The 20,026-nt window shown below is 68.6% G+C and carries 18 protein-coding genes; 7 read left to right on the top strand and 11 right to left on the bottom strand.

Annotated elements, in window-relative coordinates; genetic code table 11:
* Positions 1-103: 103 nt before the first annotated feature.
* A complete protein-coding gene (locus HMPREF3115_RS23830; RefSeq protein ID WP_070556351.1) occupies positions 104-1,855 on the bottom strand; it encodes an ABC transporter permease in 1,752 nt (583 codons plus the stop codon).
* Positions 1,856-2,140: 285 nt separating this feature from the next.
* Here HMPREF3115_RS23830 and HMPREF3115_RS23825 point away from each other — a divergent pair, with 285 nt between their 5' ends.
* The 3 genes from HMPREF3115_RS23825 (at position 2,141) to HMPREF3115_RS23815 (ending at position 4,696) form a co-directional block, all read left to right on the top strand.
* Positions 2,141-3,079 (top strand): metallophosphoesterase family protein, encoded by a 939-nt coding sequence (locus HMPREF3115_RS23825; protein ID WP_070556350.1) that lies wholly within the window; start codon positions 2,141-2,143, stop codon positions 3,077-3,079.
* Positions 3,080-3,096: 17 nt separating this feature from the next.
* Positions 3,097-3,438: a cupredoxin domain-containing protein gene (locus HMPREF3115_RS23820; protein WP_053298380.1), complete on the top strand. Its 342-nt coding sequence runs from the start codon at positions 3,097-3,099 to the stop codon at positions 3,436-3,438.
* Positions 3,439-3,556: 118 nt separating this feature from the next.
* Positions 3,557-4,696, top strand: a complete 1,140-nt coding sequence (locus tag HMPREF3115_RS23815; RefSeq protein ID WP_048804559.1) for a patatin-like phospholipase family protein — start codon at positions 3,557-3,559, stop codon at positions 4,694-4,696.
* Between the two features lie 16 nt (positions 4,697-4,712).
* Here HMPREF3115_RS23815 and HMPREF3115_RS23810 read toward each other — a convergent pair whose 3' ends face one another.
* Positions 4,713-5,591, bottom strand: a complete 879-nt coding sequence (locus HMPREF3115_RS23810; RefSeq protein ID WP_006411590.1) for a LysR family transcriptional regulator — start codon at positions 5,589-5,591, stop codon at positions 4,713-4,715.
* A gap of 147 nt (positions 5,592-5,738) precedes the next feature.
* On the opposite strand from HMPREF3115_RS23810, the gene HMPREF3115_RS23805 reads away from it, so the two are divergent.
* From HMPREF3115_RS23805 to HMPREF3115_RS23795, 3 genes are all read left to right on the top strand, one after another.
* The gene (locus HMPREF3115_RS23805) at positions 5,739-6,983 is read left to right on the top strand and encodes an MFS transporter (RefSeq protein WP_006411592.1); all 1,245 of its coding nucleotides are present in this window, start codon (positions 5,739-5,741) and stop codon (positions 6,981-6,983) included.
* A 163-nt stretch (positions 6,984-7,146) separates the two neighbouring features.
* Positions 7,147-7,455, top strand: a complete 309-nt coding sequence (locus HMPREF3115_RS23800) for an ArsR/SmtB family transcription factor (protein WP_006396691.1) — start codon at positions 7,147-7,149, stop codon at positions 7,453-7,455.
* An 80-nt stretch (positions 7,456-7,535) separates the two neighbouring features.
* Complete coding sequence (locus HMPREF3115_RS23795) at positions 7,536-8,597, top strand: alkene reductase (RefSeq protein WP_070556348.1); 1,062 nt, start codon at positions 7,536-7,538, stop codon at positions 8,595-8,597.
* An 18-nt stretch (positions 8,598-8,615) separates the two neighbouring features.
* Here the strand turns inward: HMPREF3115_RS23795 and HMPREF3115_RS23790 are convergent, their stop codons facing one another.
* The gene (locus tag HMPREF3115_RS23790) at positions 8,616-9,149 is read right to left on the bottom strand and encodes a GNAT family N-acetyltransferase (RefSeq protein WP_069220971.1); all 534 of its coding nucleotides are present in this window, start codon (positions 9,147-9,149) and stop codon (positions 8,616-8,618) included.
* 74 nt (positions 9,150-9,223) lie between these two features.
* Between HMPREF3115_RS23790 and HMPREF3115_RS23785 the strand changes: the two genes are divergently transcribed.
* Entirely contained in the window at positions 9,224-9,835 is a 612-nt protein-coding gene (locus HMPREF3115_RS23785) for a LysE family translocator (RefSeq protein WP_006411585.1), read from the top strand.
* An 84-nt stretch (positions 9,836-9,919) separates the two neighbouring features.
* On the opposite strand, the gene HMPREF3115_RS23780 is transcribed toward HMPREF3115_RS23785, so the two are convergent.
* The 8 genes from HMPREF3115_RS23780 to HMPREF3115_RS23745 form a co-directional block, all read right to left on the bottom strand.
* Entirely contained in the window at positions 9,920-11,137 is a 1,218-nt protein-coding gene (locus HMPREF3115_RS23780) for a YeeE/YedE family protein (protein ID WP_035948031.1), read from the bottom strand.
* A 115-nt stretch (positions 11,138-11,252) separates the two neighbouring features.
* Positions 11,253-12,458: a porin gene (locus HMPREF3115_RS23775; RefSeq protein WP_070556347.1), complete on the bottom strand. Its 1,206-nt coding sequence runs from the start codon at positions 12,456-12,458 to the stop codon at positions 11,253-11,255.
* 142 nt (positions 12,459-12,600) lie between these two features.
* On the bottom strand, positions 12,601-13,605 hold the full coding sequence (locus HMPREF3115_RS23770; RefSeq protein ID WP_070556346.1) for a helix-turn-helix domain-containing protein: 1,005 nt from the start codon (positions 13,603-13,605) through the stop codon (positions 12,601-12,603).
* A gap of 70 nt (positions 13,606-13,675) precedes the next feature.
* Positions 13,676-14,260, bottom strand: coding sequence for a DUF3156 family protein (locus tag HMPREF3115_RS23765; protein ID WP_070556344.1), 585 nt, complete (start codon positions 14,258-14,260; stop codon positions 13,676-13,678).
* Positions 14,257-15,756 carry an APC family permease gene (locus HMPREF3115_RS23760; RefSeq protein WP_053298376.1) on the bottom strand — a complete coding sequence of 500 codons (1,500 nt, stop codon included), beginning with the start codon at positions 15,754-15,756 and terminating at the stop codon, positions 14,257-14,259. Before HMPREF3115_RS23760 ends, HMPREF3115_RS23765 begins: the two co-directional genes overlap by 4 nt.
* A gap of 187 nt (positions 15,757-15,943) precedes the next feature.
* Positions 15,944-17,284, bottom strand: coding sequence for an aspartate aminotransferase family protein (locus tag HMPREF3115_RS23755; RefSeq protein WP_006411937.1), 1,341 nt, complete (start codon positions 17,282-17,284; stop codon positions 15,944-15,946).
* Between the two features lie 42 nt (positions 17,285-17,326).
* The gene (locus HMPREF3115_RS23750; protein ID WP_070556342.1) at positions 17,327-18,829 is read right to left on the bottom strand and encodes an aldehyde dehydrogenase family protein; all 1,503 of its coding nucleotides are present in this window, start codon (positions 18,827-18,829) and stop codon (positions 17,327-17,329) included.
* Between the two features lie 218 nt (positions 18,830-19,047).
* Positions 19,048-19,782, bottom strand: a complete 735-nt coding sequence (locus tag HMPREF3115_RS23745) for a helix-turn-helix transcriptional regulator (protein ID WP_070556340.1) — start codon at positions 19,780-19,782, stop codon at positions 19,048-19,050.
* Positions 19,783-20,026: the final 244 nt, after the last annotated feature.

Here is a 20,026-nt window from a genome sequence, read left to right as displayed (position 1 = left end):
ACGCGCAGGATTTCTTCGCCGATGCGCGGCACCTGCGACGGCGGCGTAGACGGCATCTGCACGGGGGCGTTCACAACGGTCGGGTTTTGCATCGCGCTTACTCTCAGTCCAGACGAAGCCGGGATTCGGCATAGGCGTACATCGGACGCCACAGCAGACGGTTGAACAGCGTGACGAACAGCGACATCACGGCGATGCCGAGGATGATCTTGGGGAAATCGCCGGCGGCCGTCATCTCTGCGATATACGCGCCGAGGCCGTGCGCAACGACTTTCGTGTCGCCCCACTGCACGGCTTCGGACACGATGCTCGCGTTCCACGCGCCGCCCGACGCCGTGATCGCGCCCGTCACGTAATACGGAAAGATGCCGGGCAGCATCGCCTGCCGCCACCACTGCCAGCCGCGGATCCGGAAGTTCTTCGTCGCTTCCTTGTAGTCGTTCGGGTAAGACGTCGCGCCGGCGATCACGTTGAACAGGATATACCACTGCGTGCCGAGCACGATCAGCGGCGACAGCCAGATATCGGCATTCAGATGCCAGCGGACGATTGCAATCACGAACACGGGAAACAGCAGGTTCGCCGGGAACGCTGCAAGGAACTGCGCGAGCGGCTGGATCTTCTCCGCGAGCGCCGGACGCAAGCCGATCAGCACGCCGAGCGGCACCCACACCACCGACGCGATCGCGATCAGCACGATCACGCGCAGCAGCGTGATCAGCCCGAGCACGACGACGTGTCCGACGTCGGCGATCGTCACACCGGTGCTCACATACGACACGACGCGCGCCGCGACGTAGACGGTCAGCACGATCACGGCGGCTGCCCAGACGAAGTCGCCGAGTCGCGACGGGCTGCGCCGCGCCGTCTCGCGCACGCGCATCGCATCGAACGCATGCACGCGCAGCCGCACGCGCGCGGCCTGCGACAGCAGCCAGCCCGCCGGCACGAGCAGCTGATGAATCGCGCGCGTGCGGCGCAGCAGGTCGAGCAGCCACGATTGCGGCGCATCGCCGGCGCTCGTGTTCTCCATGCGGAACTTGTCGGCCCACGCGACGAGCGGCCGGAACAGCAGTTGGTCGTAGGCGAGGATCACGACCGTCATCGCGACGATCACCCAGCCGACCGCGCCGAGATTCTGTTCGGCGATCGCCTGCGCGAGGTAGGCGCCGATGCCCGGCAGCGTGATCGTCCGGTTGCCGACCGTGATCGCCTCCGACGCGACGACGAAGAACCACCCGCCCGACATCGACATCATCATGTTCCAGACCAGCCCCGGCATCGAGAACGGCACCTCGAGTTTCCAGAAGCGTTGCCAGCCGGTCAGATGGAAGCCGCGCGACACTTCATGGAGATCGCGCGGCACCGTGCGCAGCGCCTGGTAGAAGCTGAACGTCATGTTCCACGCCTGACTCGTGAAGATCGCGAAGATCGCCGCGAGTTCGGCGCCGAGCACGCGCCCCGGAAACAGTGCAAGGAAGAACGTGACCGTAAAGGAGATGTAGCCGAGCACGGGCACCGACTGCAGGATGTCGAGGATCGGAATCAGCACCATCCCCGCGCGACGGCTCTTCGCTGCGAGCGTGCCGTAAATCAGCGTGAACGCGAGCGACGCGACCATCGCGGCAAGTATCCGCAGCGTCGTGCGCAGCGCGTATTCGGGCAAGTTCGACGGAGCGAGCGAGATCTTCTGCGTCTGCAGCGTCGCGATCGGCGCGAGCGTCTCGCGGAAACCGACGATCGCCATGGCGAGCACGCAGATGATCAGCGGAAACGCGACGGCATCCCAGCAGTTGGGCACGACGCGCCACGCGGACGCGTTCGCGGTGCGGTTCGGATCGAAGCTGATGGCCATCGGTAGCGTGTGTTCCGTTCGATTGAAAGACGGCGTCGTGCCGGCGCCGCGCTCGGCGACGCCCCCGTCGTCGCGACGCCGAACCGGTCACGCAGCCTATCGGGCGGCGGTGACGCGAATATGACGTGCCGATTACAAGACATTGACGCGTCACGGATCAATGCATCAAGCGCCGCCGCGCGCGGGAATAAATCGGCCGCTCGCCCGGTATCGCATGCGCAATGCGCCGGTCATTCCGCGGACGCTCCGGCCGTCCCGCTTCCGTCACACGATTGCGAGGCTCACATGTCTTCATCGAATCCTTCCCGCCCGTCGCGTCGCCGCGCGATCCAGTGCATGGCGTTCGGCGGGCTCGGCACGCTGTTCATGCTGTCGGGCGGCGTGCTCACGCCGCTCGATCTCGCACGCGCGCAGGCCGGCACACGCCCGGGCGCGGGCCAGCCGCTGTTTCTGCAGATCAGCGACACGCACATCGGCTTCAACAAGGACGCGAATCCGGACGTCGCCGCGACGCTCGCGCAGACGATTGCGCTCGTCAACGCGATGCCCGAGACGCCCGCGCTGGCGATCCACACGGGCGACATCACGCATCTGTCGAAGCCCGACGAGTTTGACCGCGCCTCGCAGCTGCTGTCCGGGCTACGCGTGCCCGAGCTGCACACGGTGCCTGGCGAACACGACGTGACGGACGGCTCGGGCGCCGAGTACTTCCGCCGCTTCGGCCGCGCGTCCGACAATCGCGGCTACTACAGCTTCGATCATGCGGGCGTGCACTTCGTCGCGCTCGTGAACGTGATGCATTTCAAACCGAACGGACTCGGCAGCTTCGGCGACGATCAGCTCGCATGGCTCGCGCAGGATCTGAACGGCCGCACGTCGAGCACGCCGATCGTCGTGTTCTCGCACATGCCGATGTGGACGATCTACGAACCGTGGGGCTGGGGCACCGGCGATGCGCCGCAGGCGCTCGCGCTGCTGCGCCGCTTCGGCTCGGTCACCGTGCTGAACGGGCATATCCACCAGATCGTGTCGAAGGTCGAGGGCAACGTGACCTTTCATACCGCGCGCTCGACCGCGTTCCCGCAGCCGACCGCCGGCAACGGGCCGGGCCCCGTGCCGCTCACGGTGCCGCGCGCGCAGCTCGCGAAGATGCTCGGCGTGACGACGGTCGAGTTCAGCGGCGCGCCGGCGGCATCGGCACTGCATGACACAACGCTCGCGTGAACCACGGGGAGACCGACATGAACCGCCTGCTTCCATCGCGCGCCCTCGCCGCGTGGTTCGCCTCGGCAATCGTCGCCGGCATGCCGTGCGCGGCCTCCGCGCAATCGACCGCCGGCCCGCTCGTGACGATCCGCAACTTCATGTTTTCGCCGATGTCGACGACGATCAAGGCCGGCACGACGATCACCTGGAAAAACCTCGACGCCGAACCGCACACGGTCGTCAACGATGCCGGGATCTTCCATTCGAGCGCGCTCGATCAGAACGATACGTACGCGTACCGCTTCGACAAGCGCGGCGTCTATCACGTGTTCTGCGGGATTCATCCATACATGAAGGAGACGATCACCGTCGAATGACGCTGCGCGGCCGGTGCGCGTGTGCGCTCGCCGAGCGCGGACCGCGCGCGCGATCGATCGCCTACACTGGTTCCATCCGGCCGGAACCCGCCGGCCGTCACCGACGACGAGGCAAGCGATGACGGCAAATCAACCTTCACCCCCGAAGCTGCCCGGGCAGGTCGTGCTCGTGCTGCAGGGCGGCGGCGCGCTGGGCGCCTATCAGCTCGGCGTGTTCGAAGCGATGGACGCGTCGGGCATCGAACCCGACTGGGTGATCGGCACGTCGATCGGCGCGATCAACGCGGCGTTGATCGCGGGCAACCGGCGCGCGCAGCGTGCGCAACGGCTCGCCGAGTTCTGGCGCCGCGTGACGGAGCGCCCGGCCGCGTACGTGCCGGGCTTCCCGGCGAGCTGGGACAAGATCTGCTCCGAACTGGCCGTGATCGGTGCGGGCATCCCCGGCTTCTTCCGGCCGAATCCCGATGCGTGGCTGGGGCCGCTCGCGCACGTCGGCGTCGATCGCGCGTCGTACTACGTGGTCGAGCCGCTGCGCGACACGCTCGCGTCGCTGATCGATCCCGATCTGCTGAATGCCGGACGTCCGCGGCTGACGGTCGGCGCCGTGAACGCGTGTACGGGCGAGATGCGCTATTTCGATTCGCGCGACCAGCGGCTCGGCATCGACCACGTGATGAGCTCGGGCGCGCTACCGCCCGCGTTTCCGGCCGTGCGCATCGACGAGGCACCGTACTGGGACGGCGGCATCTATTCGAATACGCCGGTCGAGGTCGTACTCGACGATTCGCCGCGCCGCAGCTCGATCATCTTTTCCGTGCAGATGTGGAACCCGGTCGGCCCGGAGCCGCAAAGCATCTGGCAGGTATCGGAACGTCAGAAGGACATCCAGTACGCGAGCCGCACCGACAGCCATATCGCGCGCCAGCAGCAGATCCACCGCCTGCGCCACGTGATCCGCGAACTCGTGATGCGCCTGCCAGAAGCGGAGCGCTCGTCGCCGGACGTGCAGGCGCTCGCCGCGTGGGGCTGCCAGACGACGATGCGCGTGATCAAGCTCGCGGCGCCGCGGCTCGACGGCGACGACCAGTGGAAGGACATCGACTTCACGCCGTCCGGCATCGCGGCGCGCCGGCAGGCCGGCTTCGAAGCGGCGATGCAGGCGATCGCCGCACGGCCGTGGGAGATGCCGATGGATCCGACCGAAGGGTTGACCGTCTACAGCCCCGAAGAAAACCGCGTCGGCGAACGGCACGCGTGAGCGCGCGACGCCTGCGCTAGCCGAGCGCGAGCTGCAGAAAGTTGCGCACGACGGGCGACGGATCGTCGGCGCGCGACGCGACGCCGAGCCGCGCGCGCAGCGCGGCGTTCGCGATCGGACGATAGACGACGCCGGCAATCCGCACCTGCGTGATCGCGTCGGGGACCAGCGAGACGCCGAGCCCCGCGGCGACCAGCGTGACCGCAGACGCCATCTGCGGGGCCGGCTGCGCCATCCGCGGCTGGAACCCGGCCGCATTGCACGCGGCGACGATGTCGTCGAACAGCGTACTCCCGGCCTCGCGCGGGACCTGCACGAACGACTCGTCGGCGAGCTCCGCGAGCGCGATCTGGCGCCGCCGCGCGAGCCGATGCGCGACCGGCAGCGCGACGAACATCGGCTCCTCGTCCCACTCCGCGATGCGCAGCACGGGAGCGATCCGCTGCCGCGGCCGCACCAGCGCGACGTCGAGCCGCCCCGCTTCGAGCTCGGCGAGCAGCACGCCGGACGTCGCTTCGAGCAACGTGAGCTCGGCCTGCGGAAACGCTTCGCGGAAACGGCGCAGCAGATCCGACACCTTCGAATTGAACGCAGCCGTCCCGGTGAAACCGACGCGCAGATGCCCGATTTCGCCGCGTGCGGCGCGTCTTGCCGCGCGCGATGCGCGTTCCGCGTCGTCGAGCACGCGGCGCGCCTCGTCGCGAAACACTTCGCCGGCCGTCGTCAGCTCGGCGCCGCGCGCGGTGCGCCTGAACAATTCGACGCCAAGCTCGTTCTCGAGCGCCTTGATCTGCTGACTGAGCGGCGGCTGCCCGATTCCGAGCGTTTCCGCGGCCTTCGTGAAATTGGACGTGGCGGCCACGGCCAGAAAATAACGGAGATGCCGAAGTTCCATGCGTTGCGTCCTGCGCCCGTGGCGGAGATGCCGATTGGCACGCCGCAGCCAGTGGAAAAACATATGGCTGCGGTTCTTTTCATATATTGGACATATGTTCCGGTGCGCGCAAGAATACACGCATTCCCTGCCACATCGGACCTGTCCATGTCTTCGTCCACGATTGCGTCGTCTGCGCACGGCGCGTCGAAAGTCGCACCCGACGCGCTTCCGGCCGGCGTGTCGCCACGCTCGGCCGCATACAAGCGCATCGCATTTGCGCTGTTTCTTGCCGGCTTCTCCACGTTTTCGCTGCTGTATTGCGTACAGCCGCTGCTGCCCGCATTCGCGCGCGAATTCGGCCTCGGCGCGGCGTCCAGTTCGCTCTCGCTGTCGCTGTCGACCGGCGCGCTCGCGGTGTCGATCCTCTGCGCGGGCGCCTTGTCCGAGCGGTTCGGCCGCCGCGGGCTGATGTTCGCGTCGATGACGCTCGCGGCCGCGTTCAACCTGCTCGCGGCGCTCGCGCCCAACTGGCAGCTGCTGCTCGTGTGGCGCGCACTCGAAGGGTTCGCGCTCGGCGGCGTGCCGGCCGTCGCAATGGCCTATCTGGCCGAGGAAATCGCGGCCGAAGGGCTCGGTTTCTCGATGGGTCTGTACGTCGGCGGCACTGCGTTCGGCGGCATGATCGGACGAATCGGGATGAGCGCGCTCGAGGAATATTTTTCGTGGCGCACCGCGATGCTGACGATCGGCATCGTCGACCTGATCGCCGCGGTCGCGTTCGTGCTGCTGCTGCCGCCGTCGCGGCGCTTCGTGAAGCGCACCGACCTGACGCTGCGTCACCATCTGCGGCTCTGGCATGCGCAGCTGCGCCACGCGCGACTGCCGTTCGTGTTCGCGATCGGCTTTCTCGTGATGGGCGCCTTCGTGACCGTGTACAACTACGCCGGCTTCCGCCTGATGGCCGCGCCGTTCAACCTCCGTCCGGCCGTATGCGGGCTGATTTTCGGCGCGTATCTGTTCGGGATGGTGTCGTCGTCGACGGCCGGCGCGCTCGCCGACCGCCTCGGCCGCGCACCGGTGCTGACGAGCGGCATTCTCGTGTTTGCCGCGGGCCTCGCGCTGACGCTTTCGCATTCGCTCGTCGCGATCGTCGTCGGGATCGTGCTCGTCACGATCGGCTTTTTCGTCGCGCATTCGGTCGCGAGCGGCTGGGTCGGCTATCTTGCCGGTCCGGCAAAGGGGCACGCGGCATCGTTGTACCTGCTCGCCTACTACGTCGGCTCCAGCGTGCTCGGCTCGCTCGGCGGCACGTTCTGGCAACGCGGCGCGTGGACGAGCGTCGCCGCTTACGTCGCGGTGCTGCTCGTGCTCGGATTGCTGGCCGCGCGGCGCCTCACGCGCGGTAAGTAACGTCGCGTTGGAGAAACGGGCCCACATCGCAGCGATTTGACCCTCGCGATGCGCGGCCTATCAACCCCATTGAGACCAGTGCTTTCAAATATATCGGAAAAATCCGATATAAGATTCGGCCATTGACGATATCCGTTGCCCTTCGATCGCCACCTGCCGATCCATGCCGACCGAACCCGACATCGACGCGATCCTGAAAGCGCTCGCGAATCCCGTGCGCCGTGAAATCCTCGTATGGCTGAAAACGCCGGACGTGCATTTCCCGGATCAGACGCTGCCGTACCACCACGGCGTATGCGCCGGGCAAATCGACGCGCGCTGCGGGCTGTCGCAGTCGACCGTCTCCGCGCATCTCGCGACGCTGCAGCGCGCGGGGCTCGTGACGTCGACGCGGGTCGGCCAGTGGGCGTTCTTCAAGCGCAACGAGGCCGTCATCGACGCGTTTCTCGACGCACTGCGCCGAGAACTCTGACCATCCGGCCGAACCGGCCATGCGGGCCCGCGCCGCGCGACGCGCACGCCGATCCCGCCCTTCGTGAAGAGGTAATCCGTATGCCTACGCTGTTCGACCCCGTTACCCTCGGCGACCTGAAGCTGCCGAACCGCATCGTGATGGCACCGCTGACGCGCAGCCGCGCCGGCGACACGCGCATCCCGAACGACCTGATGGCGCGCTACTACGCCGAACGCGCGTCGGCGGGCCTGATCATCAGCGAGGCGACGTCGGTCACGCCGCAAGGCGTCGGCTATGCGGGCACGCCCGGCATCTGGTCGGACGAGCAGGTCGAAGGCTGGAAGCGCGTGACGCAGGCCGTTCATCGCGCGGGCGGCCGCATCGTGCTGCAGCTCTGGCACGTCGGCCGGATCTCCGATCCGATGTTCCTGAACGGCGATCTGCCGGTCGCGCCGAGCGCGATCGCGGCGGGCGGCCACGTGAGCCTCGTGCGTCCGCAGCGGCCGTTCGTGACGCCGCGCGCGCTCGAACTCGACGAGATCCCCGGCATCGTCGCGGCCTACCGCAAGGGCGCCGAAAACGCGAAGGCGGCCGGCTTCGACGGTGTCGAGATCCACGGCGCGAACGGCTATCTGCTCGACCAGTTCCTGCAGGACAGCACGAACCGCCGTACCGACGCATACGGCGGCCCGATCGAAAACCGCGCGCGACTGCTGCTGGAATTCGTCGACGCGGCGATCGACGTGTGGGGCGCCGGACGTGTCGGCGTGCACCTCGCGCCGCGCGGCGATGCACATACGATGGGCGACTCCGACCCGGCCGCGACGTTCGGCTATGTGGCGCGCGAACTCGGCCGTCGCCGCATCGCGTTCATCTTCACGCGCGAGTCGTACAGCGGCGACCACCTGAGCCCGCAGTTGAAAGAGGCGTTCGGCGGCCCACTGATCGCGAACGAGCAGTTCACGTTCGACAGCGCGCAGGCCGCACTCGCGCGCGGCGACGCCGACGCGATCGCATGGGGCAAGCTGTTCATCGCGAATCCGGACCTGCCGCGCCGCCTCGAACTCGGCGCGCCGCTGAACCAGCCGGTGCCGGAAACCTTCTACGCGGAAGGCGAGACGGGCTACACCGACTATCCGGCGCTCAGCGACGCCGCCTGAGCGTCGTCCTTCGCGTGTTCACGCGCGCACGTCCGCGCGCATGAACACGCGCTGCGTCTCGTCGAGGCCGCGCGCGACGTGATGCGCGCGGATCGCGCGCAGCGTGTCGTCGAGCGTCGCGTCGTCGAGCACGCGAAAGCCGAGCCGCGCGTAATACGGCGCATTCCACGGCACGTCGCGAAACGTCGACAGCACGATCTGCGCGATCGCCTGTTGCGCCGCGCACGCCATTACGTGCTCGATCAGTCGCGCGCCGATCCGCCGCCCGGCGTGGGACGGCGCAACGTCCAGTTCCTCCAGATAGAGCCGCTGCGCATCGAGCAGCCGATAGAACGCGAAGCCGACGCAGGTGTGCTGCGCGTCCGTGTCGACCGCGACGTACGCGTGCCCGGCATCGATTCGCGCGAGCACGTCCGCTGCGTCGGTCGCGCCGCCGTCCGCGATGCCGTGCATGCCGAGCGCGCGAAAACGGTGCGCGGCGGCAATCTCGACGGCGGCCATCGCAGGGGCGTCTTCGCGGGTGGCGGGTCGAATGCGGATCGAATCGGTCATTGCGGCAGTACACGGTCTGGAACGCCCGTCACTATAATCGAACGTTCCGAATGCGTTCGTCCCCGAGGTTCGCCATGTCGCTGTCCGCGCTTGCCGTCTTTGCCTTCGCACTGCTCGTCACCGCCGGCACGCCCGGCCCCAGCGTCGCCGCGCTCGTCGCGCGCGTGCTGACGAACGGCGTGCGCGACGTGCTGCCGTTTCTCGCCGCGATGTGGATCGGCGAAGCGCTGTGGCTGACGCTCGCGGTCGCCGGGCTGTCCGCATTCGCGCGCACGTTCGAGACGGGGCTGCTCGTGCTGAAGTTCGCGGGCGTCGCCTACCTGCTGTTTCTTGCGTGGAAGATGTGGAGCGCACCGACCGACGGCGGTGCCGACGAGCTGCCGCGCGGACAGTCGCCGGTACGGATGTTCGTCGCCGGCGCGCTGGTCACGCTCGGCAACCCGAAGATCATGCTGTTCTATCTCGCGCTGCTGCCGACGATCGTCGATCTGACGCACGTCGGCGTCGTCGCGTGGGCGGAACTGGTCGGCACGATGCTCGCGGTCCTGATCTTCGCCGACTGCTTCTGGTCGCTGCTGGCGATGCGCGCGCGGTCGTTCCTGACGTCCGCGCGTGCGAAACGGATCGCGAACCGCACGAGCGCGACCGCGATGGCCGGGGCGGCGGTCGCGATCGCGACGCGCTGACGCCCTTGCCCATCCGCGGCGCGCGCACGAACGCGCGTCGCCATGCGCCGCGGGAGTGCGCGCCCGGCGGGACGCGCGACGCGTTCAGCAGCCCGACGCGCGCGGCACGCGCTCCACCTCGAGCCCGAACCACGGCCGCACGCGCGTGCCGATCACGTTGCCGGCAAACGCGGCGACGAGCCACAGCCAGCCGTGCAGGCTGCCCGACACGATCCCGCTGAAATACGCGCCGATATTGCAGCCGTACGCCAGCCGCGCGCCGTAGCCGAGCAGCAGCCCGCCGACGACGGCCGCCGCGAGCGAGCGCAGCGGCACGCGCCACACCGGCGCATAGCGTCCGGCGAGCGACGCGGCGAACATCGCGCCGATCACGATGCCGATGTCCATCATCGACGTCACGTCGCGCGTGACTGGCGCGGCGAGCGCGGCCGCGTTCGCTTTCGCGGTCCAGTACGGCCAGCTTGCGACGTCGACGCCGAGCGCCGCGGCAACCTTGGCGCCCCACAGCGCGAACGCGGACGTGACGCCCCACGGCCGGCCGGACAGCGCGAGCGTCGCGAAGTTGAGCACCGCGAGCGCGATCGCGCCGCCGATCAGCGGCCACGGCCCGTAGAGCCAGCGCGCGGATGCATTGGCGCGCAGTTCCGGCGCGACGAGCCGCCCGTGGCGCCGCTTTTCGACGACGACCGTGAGCGCCGCAATCGCCGCGAACAACAGCCAGCTGCCCGCGAGCGCCGGCAGCGCGCCGAACGACTTGACGACCGAAACCGGCGGCAGCGACGGCAGCGCGGTCCAGAACGGCATATGCGCGGTCGCGATCACCGAGCCGGCGACGAACGCGGCGAGCGTGACGAGCATCCGCGTCGAACCGCCGCCGACCGTATACAGCGTGCCGGACGCGCACCCGCCGCCGAGCTGCATCCCGATCCCGAACAGGAACGCACCGACGACGACCGACGTCCCCGCGGGCGACACGAGCCCCGTCACCGGCTTGCCGAACAGCGTGCCGGCCGCGAGCGCCGGAAAGAACAGCGCGGTGCCGATCGCGAGCATCACCATCTGCGCGCGCAGGCCGGCGCCGCGACCGTCGGCGATGAAGACGCGCCATGCGGACGTGAAGCCGAACGCCGCGTGATACAGCGTGACGCCGAGCAGCGCGCCGACGACGAACAGTGCGGCGATCCGCGCGTCCGCGACGCGCGCAAGATAGGTTGTACCGACAACGATCGCGATCGCCGCGACCGCGAGCGATTTCGCATTGACGTCCGCGCGACGCGGCATGGACGATGCCAAATCCGACATGACTTCTCCCCTGTGAAGCGCTTGAATACGCAAAACCGCCATTTTCGCGCGTTTGCGCGCACTTCGCAGGGGGCCGGAACGACGCGCGTTGCATGGGCGACCGCGCGTCGGCGATTCAGAAATTCACCCGGATCCCGCCCATGATCACCAGTTGCCGGTTCGAATTGCTGTTCGCGAGTACCGGAATCTGCGCGTTGTTCACCGGCTGCCCGTTCGCGTCGGTGCCGAGGCCGGTGCCGCTCGCGAGCTGGCCGATAGCGACTGCATACAGCGCGGTCCGCTTCGACAGGCTGTAGTTCGCGCCGACGTTGAGCTGATGGAAGCGCGTCGTGCCGCGCGTGTCGGTATGCGCGGCATTGAAGAGGTACGCGATGCCGCCCTGCAGCGCCGGCGTGAACAGATACGTGACGTTCAGCTCGCCGATGTCGAACGTGAACGCATGCGGCCGCGGCTGCGCGGCCGTCGTCAGATACCGGCTGTCGTCGAGCCGCGTATGCGTATAGGTGAGCGCGATCGTCGCCGCGCCGAGCGTCAACGAACCGCCCGCGCCGAACGCGCGCATCGAACGGACGTCCTGCAGCAGGCACAACATCGCGCCCGGGTTGCTGCATGCGAAATCGCCGATATAGCCGTTCGCGCCGCCGAGCGCTGCATCGAGCGGCTGCCGCAGGTTCAGATAGCCGACCGACAGCGCGACGGGCGCGCGGCTGTACGTCGCGGCGAGCGCATAGCCGCGCTTCGCGGCGAAATCGCCGGCCTGCCCGCCGAAGCTGAACGTACCGCCGAACGTCAGCCCGCGAAAATCGGCGCTCGTGAACTTCACCGCGTTGTTGAAGTTGAAGGCGGCGTTCAGGTTGTCGACGTCGCCGAGATGCGACCCGTACGGCGTCGCCCAGTTGTTGCTCGACACGTACGCGCCGAGCATGTCGGTATACGAGTCGTACTGGCGGCCGAGCCCGAGCGTGCCGATCCCGTCCTGCCGCAGCCCGGCCCATGCCTGGCGGCTGAAGGCGGTGCCGCCCTGCAGCGCCTGCCCGTTCGCGGACAGGAACTGCTGTTCGAGCGTGAATACCGCGTCGAGGCCGCCGCCGAGCGGCTCGGCGCCCTGGAACCCGAAGCGCGACGGCACGAGATTGCCGCCGCCCATCTGCCACGCATGACCGCCGCCCGTGCTGCCGTCGGCGCGCGTGAACTGCTGGTTCGTCGAATAGAGAATGCCGGTATCCACGGTGCCGTACAGCGTCACGCCGCCCGAGGTCTGCGCGTACGCATGCGCGCAGCCGAGCGCGGCAACGGCCGCGGCGAGTCGTCCGATCTTCATGTCCCGTCCCTCTGATGGAGTCGATCCGGACTCCGGATCGATTGCGTTGTCGATGTGACGGGACTCTATCCAGCGAAAATTCGCGACCTCTATCGCAAATCGGCAAACCGTCGCGTGCGCGACGGACGACGCGCGGCGCGCATCATTCGGGGCGCTGCGTCTGCGACGGCAGCTCGCCGAACAGGTCGCGATATTCGCGCGCGAAGTAGCCGAGATGCGTAAAGCCCCAGCTCGCGGCCGCTTCGCCGACGCCGAGTTGCTGCGCCGACGTCGTGCGCAGCAGGCGTCGCACCGCATTCAGCCGGATCGTGCGCAGATACGCGACCGGCGTGACGTCGGCGACGCGCTGGAAGCTCGTCTGCAGCGTCCGACGGCTGCAGCGCAGCGCGCGGCACAGCTCGAGCACGGTCACGGGTTCTTCGGGCCGATCGCGCAGATACTTCTCGCAGCGGCTGACGATGTCGCTGTAGGTCGCGTGCGTGATGTCGCGCCGCTCGACGCCGATGCCCTGGTCGAGCGCGTCGAGAAACACGCAGAGCATCGCGTCGCGGAACATCTTGCGCGTGGCCGCGTATTCGAGGCAGCCGGGGTTGCGCTGCGCCTCGTCGATCAGCGACGACAGCCGCGCACCGAGCGCGGCGCCCTGTTCGTCCGACAGGCGCGTCACGTGCCGCAGCCTGCGGGCGCCGGTGGCGGTTGCGCAAGAGCGGGCACCGCGCGGGCCGGCCGCACCTACGCCGGCCGCGCCTACGCCGGCCGCGCCAAATTCCACCTCGCACAGCTCGTCGATCATGTCCGACGCCGCGCTGATGCCGACGAGCCCCATGCCCTCCGGCGTATGGAATTCGAAATCCTCGCCCGCGCGCAGCGCGAGCAGCGCATAGCCGTCGACCGGCTGGCGCTGGAACGTGCCGGCGAGCGGCACCGACAGCGGGACCGCGAGCGACGTGCGGCCGGCCGGCGCGAGGCCGGTCTGCGCGACGCGCCGGTTCGTCGTTTCGCGAAAGAAGTGGAAATCGTCGTACAGCACCTGCGTGACGGTGCCGCGGAACCGGCCCGGCGTCATCTGGCGGTAGACCTGGTGCCAGCCCGCGATCGCGAGCCCGTGGTCGTGCACGTCTTCGTGCGAACGTGACTGGAACAACATCGGCGCCTCCGGTAAAACCCTGATCCCTGCTCGCGGCCGCCGGACTGCGGGCGGCGCGCCACGCCACAGCTTACCCGTGCAAAATCCCGTGCAGCGCACCTTCGAACGCGGCGCATGCAGCGTGCAGCGCGGCCGCCTGCTCGTCGATCAGGCGCACATAGCGGCGAAACGACGGCATCCGGTTCACGACCTCGCTGCCGCCGAACGGCACGATCGCGAGCGTCCAGCGCCCGTCGTGCGCGTCGATCGTGCACGTGCTCAGATGAAGCCGGCGCAGCGCGCCGGCGAGCGCTGCATCGGCGGCCAGCGCGGCGAGCGCGCGGCAGAAGCGCGGATCGCTGCCCGACGCCGCGACGATACGGATGCCGGTGCGGCGCACCCAGCCCGTCTGCTGCACCTGCGCGCGACCGCACGCGGCCGGTCCGCATGCGGCCGTCGCGATCGTCACGCTCACCGTATGCATCAGGAACTGGCGCTCGATTCTTTCGGTCAGCGTCACGCACACACCGTTCGGCAGCCGCGCGGCGCCCGGTTCGTCGCGCGCGTCGTGCACGGCCTGCAGATCCACGCGCACGCGCGCGGCCACCGCGCCAGGCCGATGGCCGGCCGGCAGCGCGTCGTGTCCCGCGCGGCGCCGGGCGAATACGGCGTTCATTGCGCGACGTGTTCGTTGCGCAGCACGTCCTCGACCGGAACGGGCCGGAACGGATGCCGGCGCTGCACGACGACGGTCCAGAACAGCGCATACAGCGCCGTCAACCCGAGCATTGCGCCGAACGGCACGTAGACGTCGCGCGCGTTCATCCCCGGCGGTGTGATGTACCAGATCGCGAGCACGATGCCGACGCTCGACACGATCTGCGGCAGCGGAAACCACGGCGAACGGTACGGACGCGGCAAGTCCGGGCGCCGGATGCGCAGCATCACGACCGACGCCGTCACGAGCAGATAGGCGGTGCCCCATGCGCAGGTCGCGGCGAGCACGAGATGCAGGATGCTGTCGAGGTTGCCGTTGATGAGCCATGCATGAACGATCGGCACCGCGGCGGCGGCCACGATTCCGACCACGGGCGTCCTGAAGCGCGGATGCAGATACGCGAAGCAGCGCGGCAGCGCACCGTCGATCGCCATGCCGTACAGAATCCGCGGCAGGCCGGCCATCAGCGTATTGATCGTCGCCGCGCCCGCGCAGAGAAACGCGATACCGAACCAGATGCGGCCGAACGGGCCGAGCACCTGCAGCGCGAACGCGGGAATCGCGCCCGGTGTGTCGAGCAGATGCGTGAGGCCGTCCGCGCTGACCGGCACGTTCGGCACCTGACGGCGGATCGCCGCGCCGTACAGGAACATGCAGAGCGCGACGCCGACGAGCCCGAGCGCCATCGCGCGCGGAATCGTGCGGCCCGGCGCCTTCATCTCCGGCGCGAGTGGCGTGACGAACTCGCAGCCGACGAACATGAACATCGCCATCCCGACCAGCGACAGCACGGCCGGCACCGACGTGCCGACGGTCGAGCCGCCGAACCAGCCGTCGAGATGCACGGCCGGCGCCGCCGCGAGCCCGAGAATCCCGAAGATCATCAACGACAGCCACATGCCGGCCGTCAGCACGATCTCGAGCTTGCTGAACACCTTGATGCCGATGATGTTCGTGATCGCGAACGTGATCACGAGGCCGACGCCGACGAGCCACGAGCTATTGTGTTTCTCGAGCGCGGCATTCAGCGATTCGAAATTGACGAGCGCCATGATGCCGCTGAGGATCGTCTCCGCAGTGCCCGCGAACACGTGTACGAGGAAATACGCGGAAATCGTGCCGGTGATCGCCCAGAAGCGGCCGAGCCCGCACGACAGGTAATCGTAAACCGAGCCGGCCGTCGGCAGCATCGCGGCAGCCTCCGAGAACGTGGTCGCCTGCGCCTGCATCATCACGAACGCGATGATCATCGCGACCGCGAATGCCCAGCCGCCCATCCCGAAACCCGAGGTCGCGGTGAGGATCACCGGGCTCGCCATGATGAGCCCGACCGCACTTGCCAGCGCGGTCGGAAATCCGACCGCCCCCGCCTTCAGCGCGGCGCCGCCGGTTTGCGCCGCTGCGCCCGTCGACGCGCCGGCCGCCGCGTCCGTCATGCCAGACCATCCCGACATCTTCGTCTCCTTCGTTCATTGAGCGGCCGCCGCGCTTCTAGGCGCGCGGCGTGCCGTCGATCCGACCTTCATCCGATGTCGAAAAAATACGCAGGCAAAAATGCGGCGGGATAGCGCAAATCGGCAAACCGGTGGGCGGACGCGGGCCGCGGCACCTGCGCAATCCACGACGCCCGCGCCGGCGCCGTCATGCGACCGGTACGGCCTCGAAGCCCGCGGCGAGCGCGTCGACGATCCGGTCGAGTTCCGGCCGCTGGATCACGAGCGGCGGCGACAGGATGATCTTCGTGCCGACCGGCCGCACCAGCACGCCGTGCTCGCGCGCGACTTCGGCCACCGCGTTCGCATAACCCGACAGCGGATCGATCGGCTCGCGCGTCGTCTTGTCCGCGACCAGATCGAGCGCGAGCATCAGCCCCTTGCCGCGCACCTCGCCGACCGCCGCGAAGCGCTGCACGAACGGCTGCAGCGCTTCGAGCAGATAGGCGCCCTGCTTCGCGGCGTTCGCCGGCAAGTCTTCGTTCACGACGATGTCGAGGCTCGCGAGCGCCGCCGCGCAGGCGACCGGATGGCCCGCGTACGTGTAGCCGTGCATGATCGCGCCGCCGAAGTCGGCGTTCTGCGCGAACGCGTCCTCGATCCGCGCGTTCACGGCCGTCGCCCCGAGCGGCACGTAGCCTGACGAAATGCCTTTCGCGAGACACATGATGTCCGGACGCACACCCCAGCCGCGGCTGCCGAACAGGCTGCCGCTGCGGCCGAAGCCCGTGACGACTTCGTCGGCGATCAGCAGTACGCCGTAGCGGTCGCAGACCTCGCGCACGAGCGGCCAGTAGTTCGCCGGCGGCACGATCACACCGCCCGCGCCCTGGATCGGCTCCGCGATGAATGCGGCGACCGTATCGGGGCTCTGGAACTGGATCTCGCGTTCCAGCAGCGCCGCGCAGATGCGGCCGAGTTCTTCCGGATCCTGCGTGAACGGGTTGCGGTACAACCACGGCGTCTCGACGTGGAAGCACCCCGGCAGATTCGGCTCGTAGTTGCGGCGAAACACCGTGTTGCCGTTCACCGACGCGCCGCCGAAGTGCGTGCCGTGATACCCCTGCTTCAGCGAAATGAACTTCGTGCGATCGGCCTGGCCGCGCACCTTCCAGTACTGGCGCGCGATCTTCAGGGCGGTCTCGACCGAGTCGGAGCCGCCCGAGCTGTACAGCACGCGGCGCATGCCTTCGGGCTCGAGCAGGTCGATCAGCCGCTTCGACAGTTCCTCCGCGCGCGGATGCGTGATCCCGTCAAAGAGCTGGAAGTATTCGAGCTCGTCGAGCTGGCGCACGATCGCGTCCTTCACTTCGCGGCGGTTGTGCCCGACGTTCACGTTCCACAGGCCCGCGACGCCGTCGACGAGCGCTTTGCCGTGCTCGTCGAACACATAGCAGCCGTCGCCGCGCACGATGCGGATCGGCTTGCGCCGCTTCATTTCGTTCGGATGCAGCATCGGGTGCCAGAATTTCGCTTCGTTGTAGCTCATTGCAGTCTCCAGTTCGGATGGTTGGGTGCCGGCATCGCGCGATCAGTGCGCGATGCACACGGATTTGGTTTCGGTGAAGCCTTCGATCGCGTACTGGCCGAATTCGCGGCCGATGCCCGATTGCTTGTAGCCGCCGAACGGCATCGACGGATCGAGCGGGATATGGCAATTCACCCAGACGGTGCCGGCCTCGATCTGCGGCACGAGGTTCATCACGCGCGTCAGATCGTTGCTCCAGATGCTCGCCGCGAGCCCGTACGGCGACGCGTTCGCGAGCCGCACCGCGTCGGCTGCATCGTCGAACGGCAGCACGACGATCACCGGGCCGAAGACCTCGTCGCGCACGATCGCGCTGTCCGCACGCGGATCGGCGATCACGGCCGGCCTCACGTAATAGCCCGGCAGTTCGTCGACGCGCGTGCCGCCCGCGAGGAACGTGACGCCGTCGCGGCGCGCCTGCTCGATGTGCCGGACGACCTTGTCGCGGTGCTGCGCCGACACGAGCGGGTTGATCTGCGCAGTCGTGTCGAGCCCCGGCCCGAGCGTCATCGCGCGCGCGTGCTCCGCGAGTCCGTCGGCGAGCTGTGCGAATTTGCTGCGATGCACGTAGATGCGCGACGCGGCCGCGCAGACCTGCCCCTGGTTGAAGAACGCGCCGGCCGCGACGCCGCCGAGCGCCTGTTCGACGTCGACGTCGTCGAGCATCACGATCGGATTCTTGCCGCCCAGTTCGAGCGAGAAGCGCGTCATGTTCTGCACGGCCGCCGCGCCGACCAGCTTGCCGGTCTCGGTCGAGCCGGTGAAGGAAATCTTCGCGATCGACGGATGGCGCGCGAGCGCGGCGCCGCACGTGCGGCCGCCGGTGACGACGTTGAACACGCCGGGCGGCACGCCGGCCTCGAGCGCGAGTTCGGCAAGGCGCAGCGCGGTGAGCGGCGTCTCGGGCGACGGCTTCAGCACGACCGTGCAGCCGGCCGCGAGCGCGGGAATCAGCTTCCATGTCGCGATCATCAGCGGGAAATTCCACGGCACGATCGCGGCGACCACGCCGACCGGCTCCTTGCGCGTGTACGCCGTATAGCGCGCGCCGGGCGGAAACGGAATCGACACGTCGAGCGTCTGCCCCGTGATCTTGGTCGCCCAGCCGGCCATGTAGCGCACGTATTCGACGCTCGCGCCGACCTCGACCGCGCGCGACACGTGGATCGACTTGCCCTGGTTCAGCGTTTCGAGCTGCGCGAGCGTTTCGGCATCGCGTTCGATGAGGTCGGCGAGCTTCAGCAGGATCCGCTCGCGATCGGCCGGGCGCAGCCCGCGCCATACGCGCGCATCGAACGCGCGCTTCGCGCTCGCGACCGCACGGTCGACGTCGTGCTCGTCGGCATCGGCGACGGTCGCGAGCCGCTCGCCGGTGGCCGGGTCGTACACGTCGAGCCGCGCGGCCGCATGCGCGCGCTGCATTGCGCCGTCGATGAAGAGGCCGAAGTCGCGCGCGACGAAAGTGCGCACGGTGTCGCTGACGGCGACGAAATTCGTGGTGCTCATGGGCGTCTCGAAGAATGTCGTGGCGGGAACCGCGTGCACCGCGGCACGCGGGTGTCGCACCACTGTATCGAGCGCGTCGGACGGCAGTTAGCGCAAATTGGCAGCGCGTGGAAGGAAGGAAAGCGAACCTGCACGGCGCGCGGCACGGCCGGCGGAAAGGTGCGCCGATGCGCGTCGCGAGGTGCCGACGCACATCGGCGAAAGGCGGCGCGCGGCCCTTACAGAAACAGCGCGCCGACGAGTTCGGTGCGGTTCGACACGCCGAGCTTGCGATACATGCGCATCAGGTGCGTCTTGATCGTCGGCTGGCCGAGCGCGAGATCGCGCGCGATCTCCTTGTTCGAGCGACCATCGCGCACGAGCCGCGCGATCTGCTCCTCGCGATAGGTCAGGCGCGCGTCGCACTCGATCCGGTGAATCCCGCGCCGCGTCCGCAGCAACGGGCTCAGCGACGCTTCGGCGAGCGGCTGCAGGCGCGCGAGCGCATCGATTTCGCCGGGCGCGAAGCGCGCGCTTGCGCCGTCGCCGCCTCGCGCCGCCCCACGCGTTTCGAAGCGCAGCAGCGAGAACGCGCCGACTGTTCGGCCGTCGTCGCGCAGCCATATTTCGACGACGTCGGCGACGCCGTGCCGCCGCAGAAAGCGCGTCCAGTACGCGGACGCGTCGCGGCATTCGTCGGGCAACTGCGATGCGAGCGTGACGACCGTGCGCGCGTCGGCCGCGCAGCGCGACGGATGCAGCGGATCGAGCATCCGGTAGCGCGCGACATAGGTGCGGTGCATCGACTCCGGCATCCCGAACAGCTCGAAATCGGCCGGTTCGCCGCTCGCGTCGAGCCGGTAGAAGACGATCGCCGACGGGCTCGCGAACGCGTCGAAGGCGTCGACGCACGCGCGCAGCGCGCGCTGCCAGTCGACGACGTCCGCGTCGGCGGAAGGATAGGGAAGCGGCATGGTCGGGCCCGGCGCGGCCGGCGAACGTGACGGAATCCGATCGAGCCTAATGGCGGCGTCGCGCGGCGGTGAGCCCAAATCGGCAATTCGGCTGCGTGCCGCGTGCCGGCCCGCTTCCCGCTTCCCGCTTCCCGTCGCCCGCCACTAGTCGCTAGTCGCTAGTCACTAGTCACTAGTGACTAGCCAACGGCCACCCGCCGCCCGGTTGCCCGTTGCCCGCCACGCCGCCGCCCGCCGCACGGCG

The organism is Burkholderia sp. HMSC10F09, assembly GCF_001806955.1.
GTDB classification, from domain to species: domain Bacteria; phylum Pseudomonadota; class Gammaproteobacteria; order Burkholderiales; family Burkholderiaceae; genus Burkholderia; species Burkholderia multivorans.
The sequence above is the reverse complement of the archived record's forward strand: the minus strand, read 5'-3'. Positions and strand labels throughout refer to the sequence as shown.

Bases quoted from the DNA above. Each gene is read 5' to 3' on its own strand.
- HMPREF3115_RS23825 (WP_070556350.1), top strand. From the start codon at position 2,141: ATGTCTTCATCGAATCCTTCCCGCCCGTCGCGTCGCCGCGCGATCCAG.
- HMPREF3115_RS23820 (WP_053298380.1), top strand. From the start codon at position 3,097: ATGAACCGCCTGCTTCCATCGCGCGCCCTCGCCGCGTGGTTCGCCTCG.
- HMPREF3115_RS23745 (WP_070556340.1), bottom strand. From the start codon at position 19,782: ATGCCGCTTCCCTATCCTTCCGCCGACGCGGACGTCGTCGACTGGCAG.
- HMPREF3115_RS23780 (WP_035948031.1), bottom strand. From the start codon at position 11,137: ATGTCGGATTTGGCATCGTCCATGCCGCGTCGCGCGGACGTCAATGCG.
- HMPREF3115_RS23785 (WP_006411585.1), top strand. From the start codon at position 9,224: ATGTCGCTGTCCGCGCTTGCCGTCTTTGCCTTCGCACTGCTCGTCACC.
- HMPREF3115_RS23805 (WP_006411592.1), top strand. From the start codon at position 5,739: ATGTCTTCGTCCACGATTGCGTCGTCTGCGCACGGCGCGTCGAAAGTC.
- HMPREF3115_RS23775 (WP_070556347.1), bottom strand. From the start codon at position 12,458: ATGAAGATCGGACGACTCGCCGCGGCCGTTGCCGCGCTCGGCTGCGCG.
- HMPREF3115_RS23830 (WP_070556351.1), bottom strand. From the start codon at position 1,855: ATGGCCATCAGCTTCGATCCGAACCGCACCGCGAACGCGTCCGCGTGG.
- HMPREF3115_RS23790 (WP_069220971.1), bottom strand. From the start codon at position 9,149: ATGACCGATTCGATCCGCATTCGACCCGCCACCCGCGAAGACGCCCCT.
- HMPREF3115_RS23815 (WP_048804559.1), top strand. From the start codon at position 3,557: ATGACGGCAAATCAACCTTCACCCCCGAAGCTGCCCGGGCAGGTCGTG.
- HMPREF3115_RS23770 (WP_070556346.1), bottom strand. From the start codon at position 13,605: ATGTTGTTCCAGTCACGTTCGCACGAAGACGTGCACGACCACGGGCTC.
- HMPREF3115_RS23795 (WP_070556348.1), top strand. From the start codon at position 7,536: ATGCCTACGCTGTTCGACCCCGTTACCCTCGGCGACCTGAAGCTGCCG.
- HMPREF3115_RS23810 (WP_006411590.1), bottom strand. From the start codon at position 5,591: ATGGAACTTCGGCATCTCCGTTATTTTCTGGCCGTGGCCGCCACGTCC.
- HMPREF3115_RS23755 (WP_006411937.1), bottom strand. From the start codon at position 17,284: ATGAGCTACAACGAAGCGAAATTCTGGCACCCGATGCTGCATCCGAAC.
- HMPREF3115_RS23765 (WP_070556344.1), bottom strand. From the start codon at position 14,260: ATGAACGCCGTATTCGCCCGGCGCCGCGCGGGACACGACGCGCTGCCG.
- HMPREF3115_RS23800 (WP_006396691.1), top strand. From the start codon at position 7,147: ATGCCGACCGAACCCGACATCGACGCGATCCTGAAAGCGCTCGCGAAT.
- HMPREF3115_RS23750 (WP_070556342.1), bottom strand. From the start codon at position 18,829: ATGAGCACCACGAATTTCGTCGCCGTCAGCGACACCGTGCGCACTTTC.
- HMPREF3115_RS23760 (WP_053298376.1), bottom strand. From the start codon at position 15,756: ATGTCGGGATGGTCTGGCATGACGGACGCGGCGGCCGGCGCGTCGACG.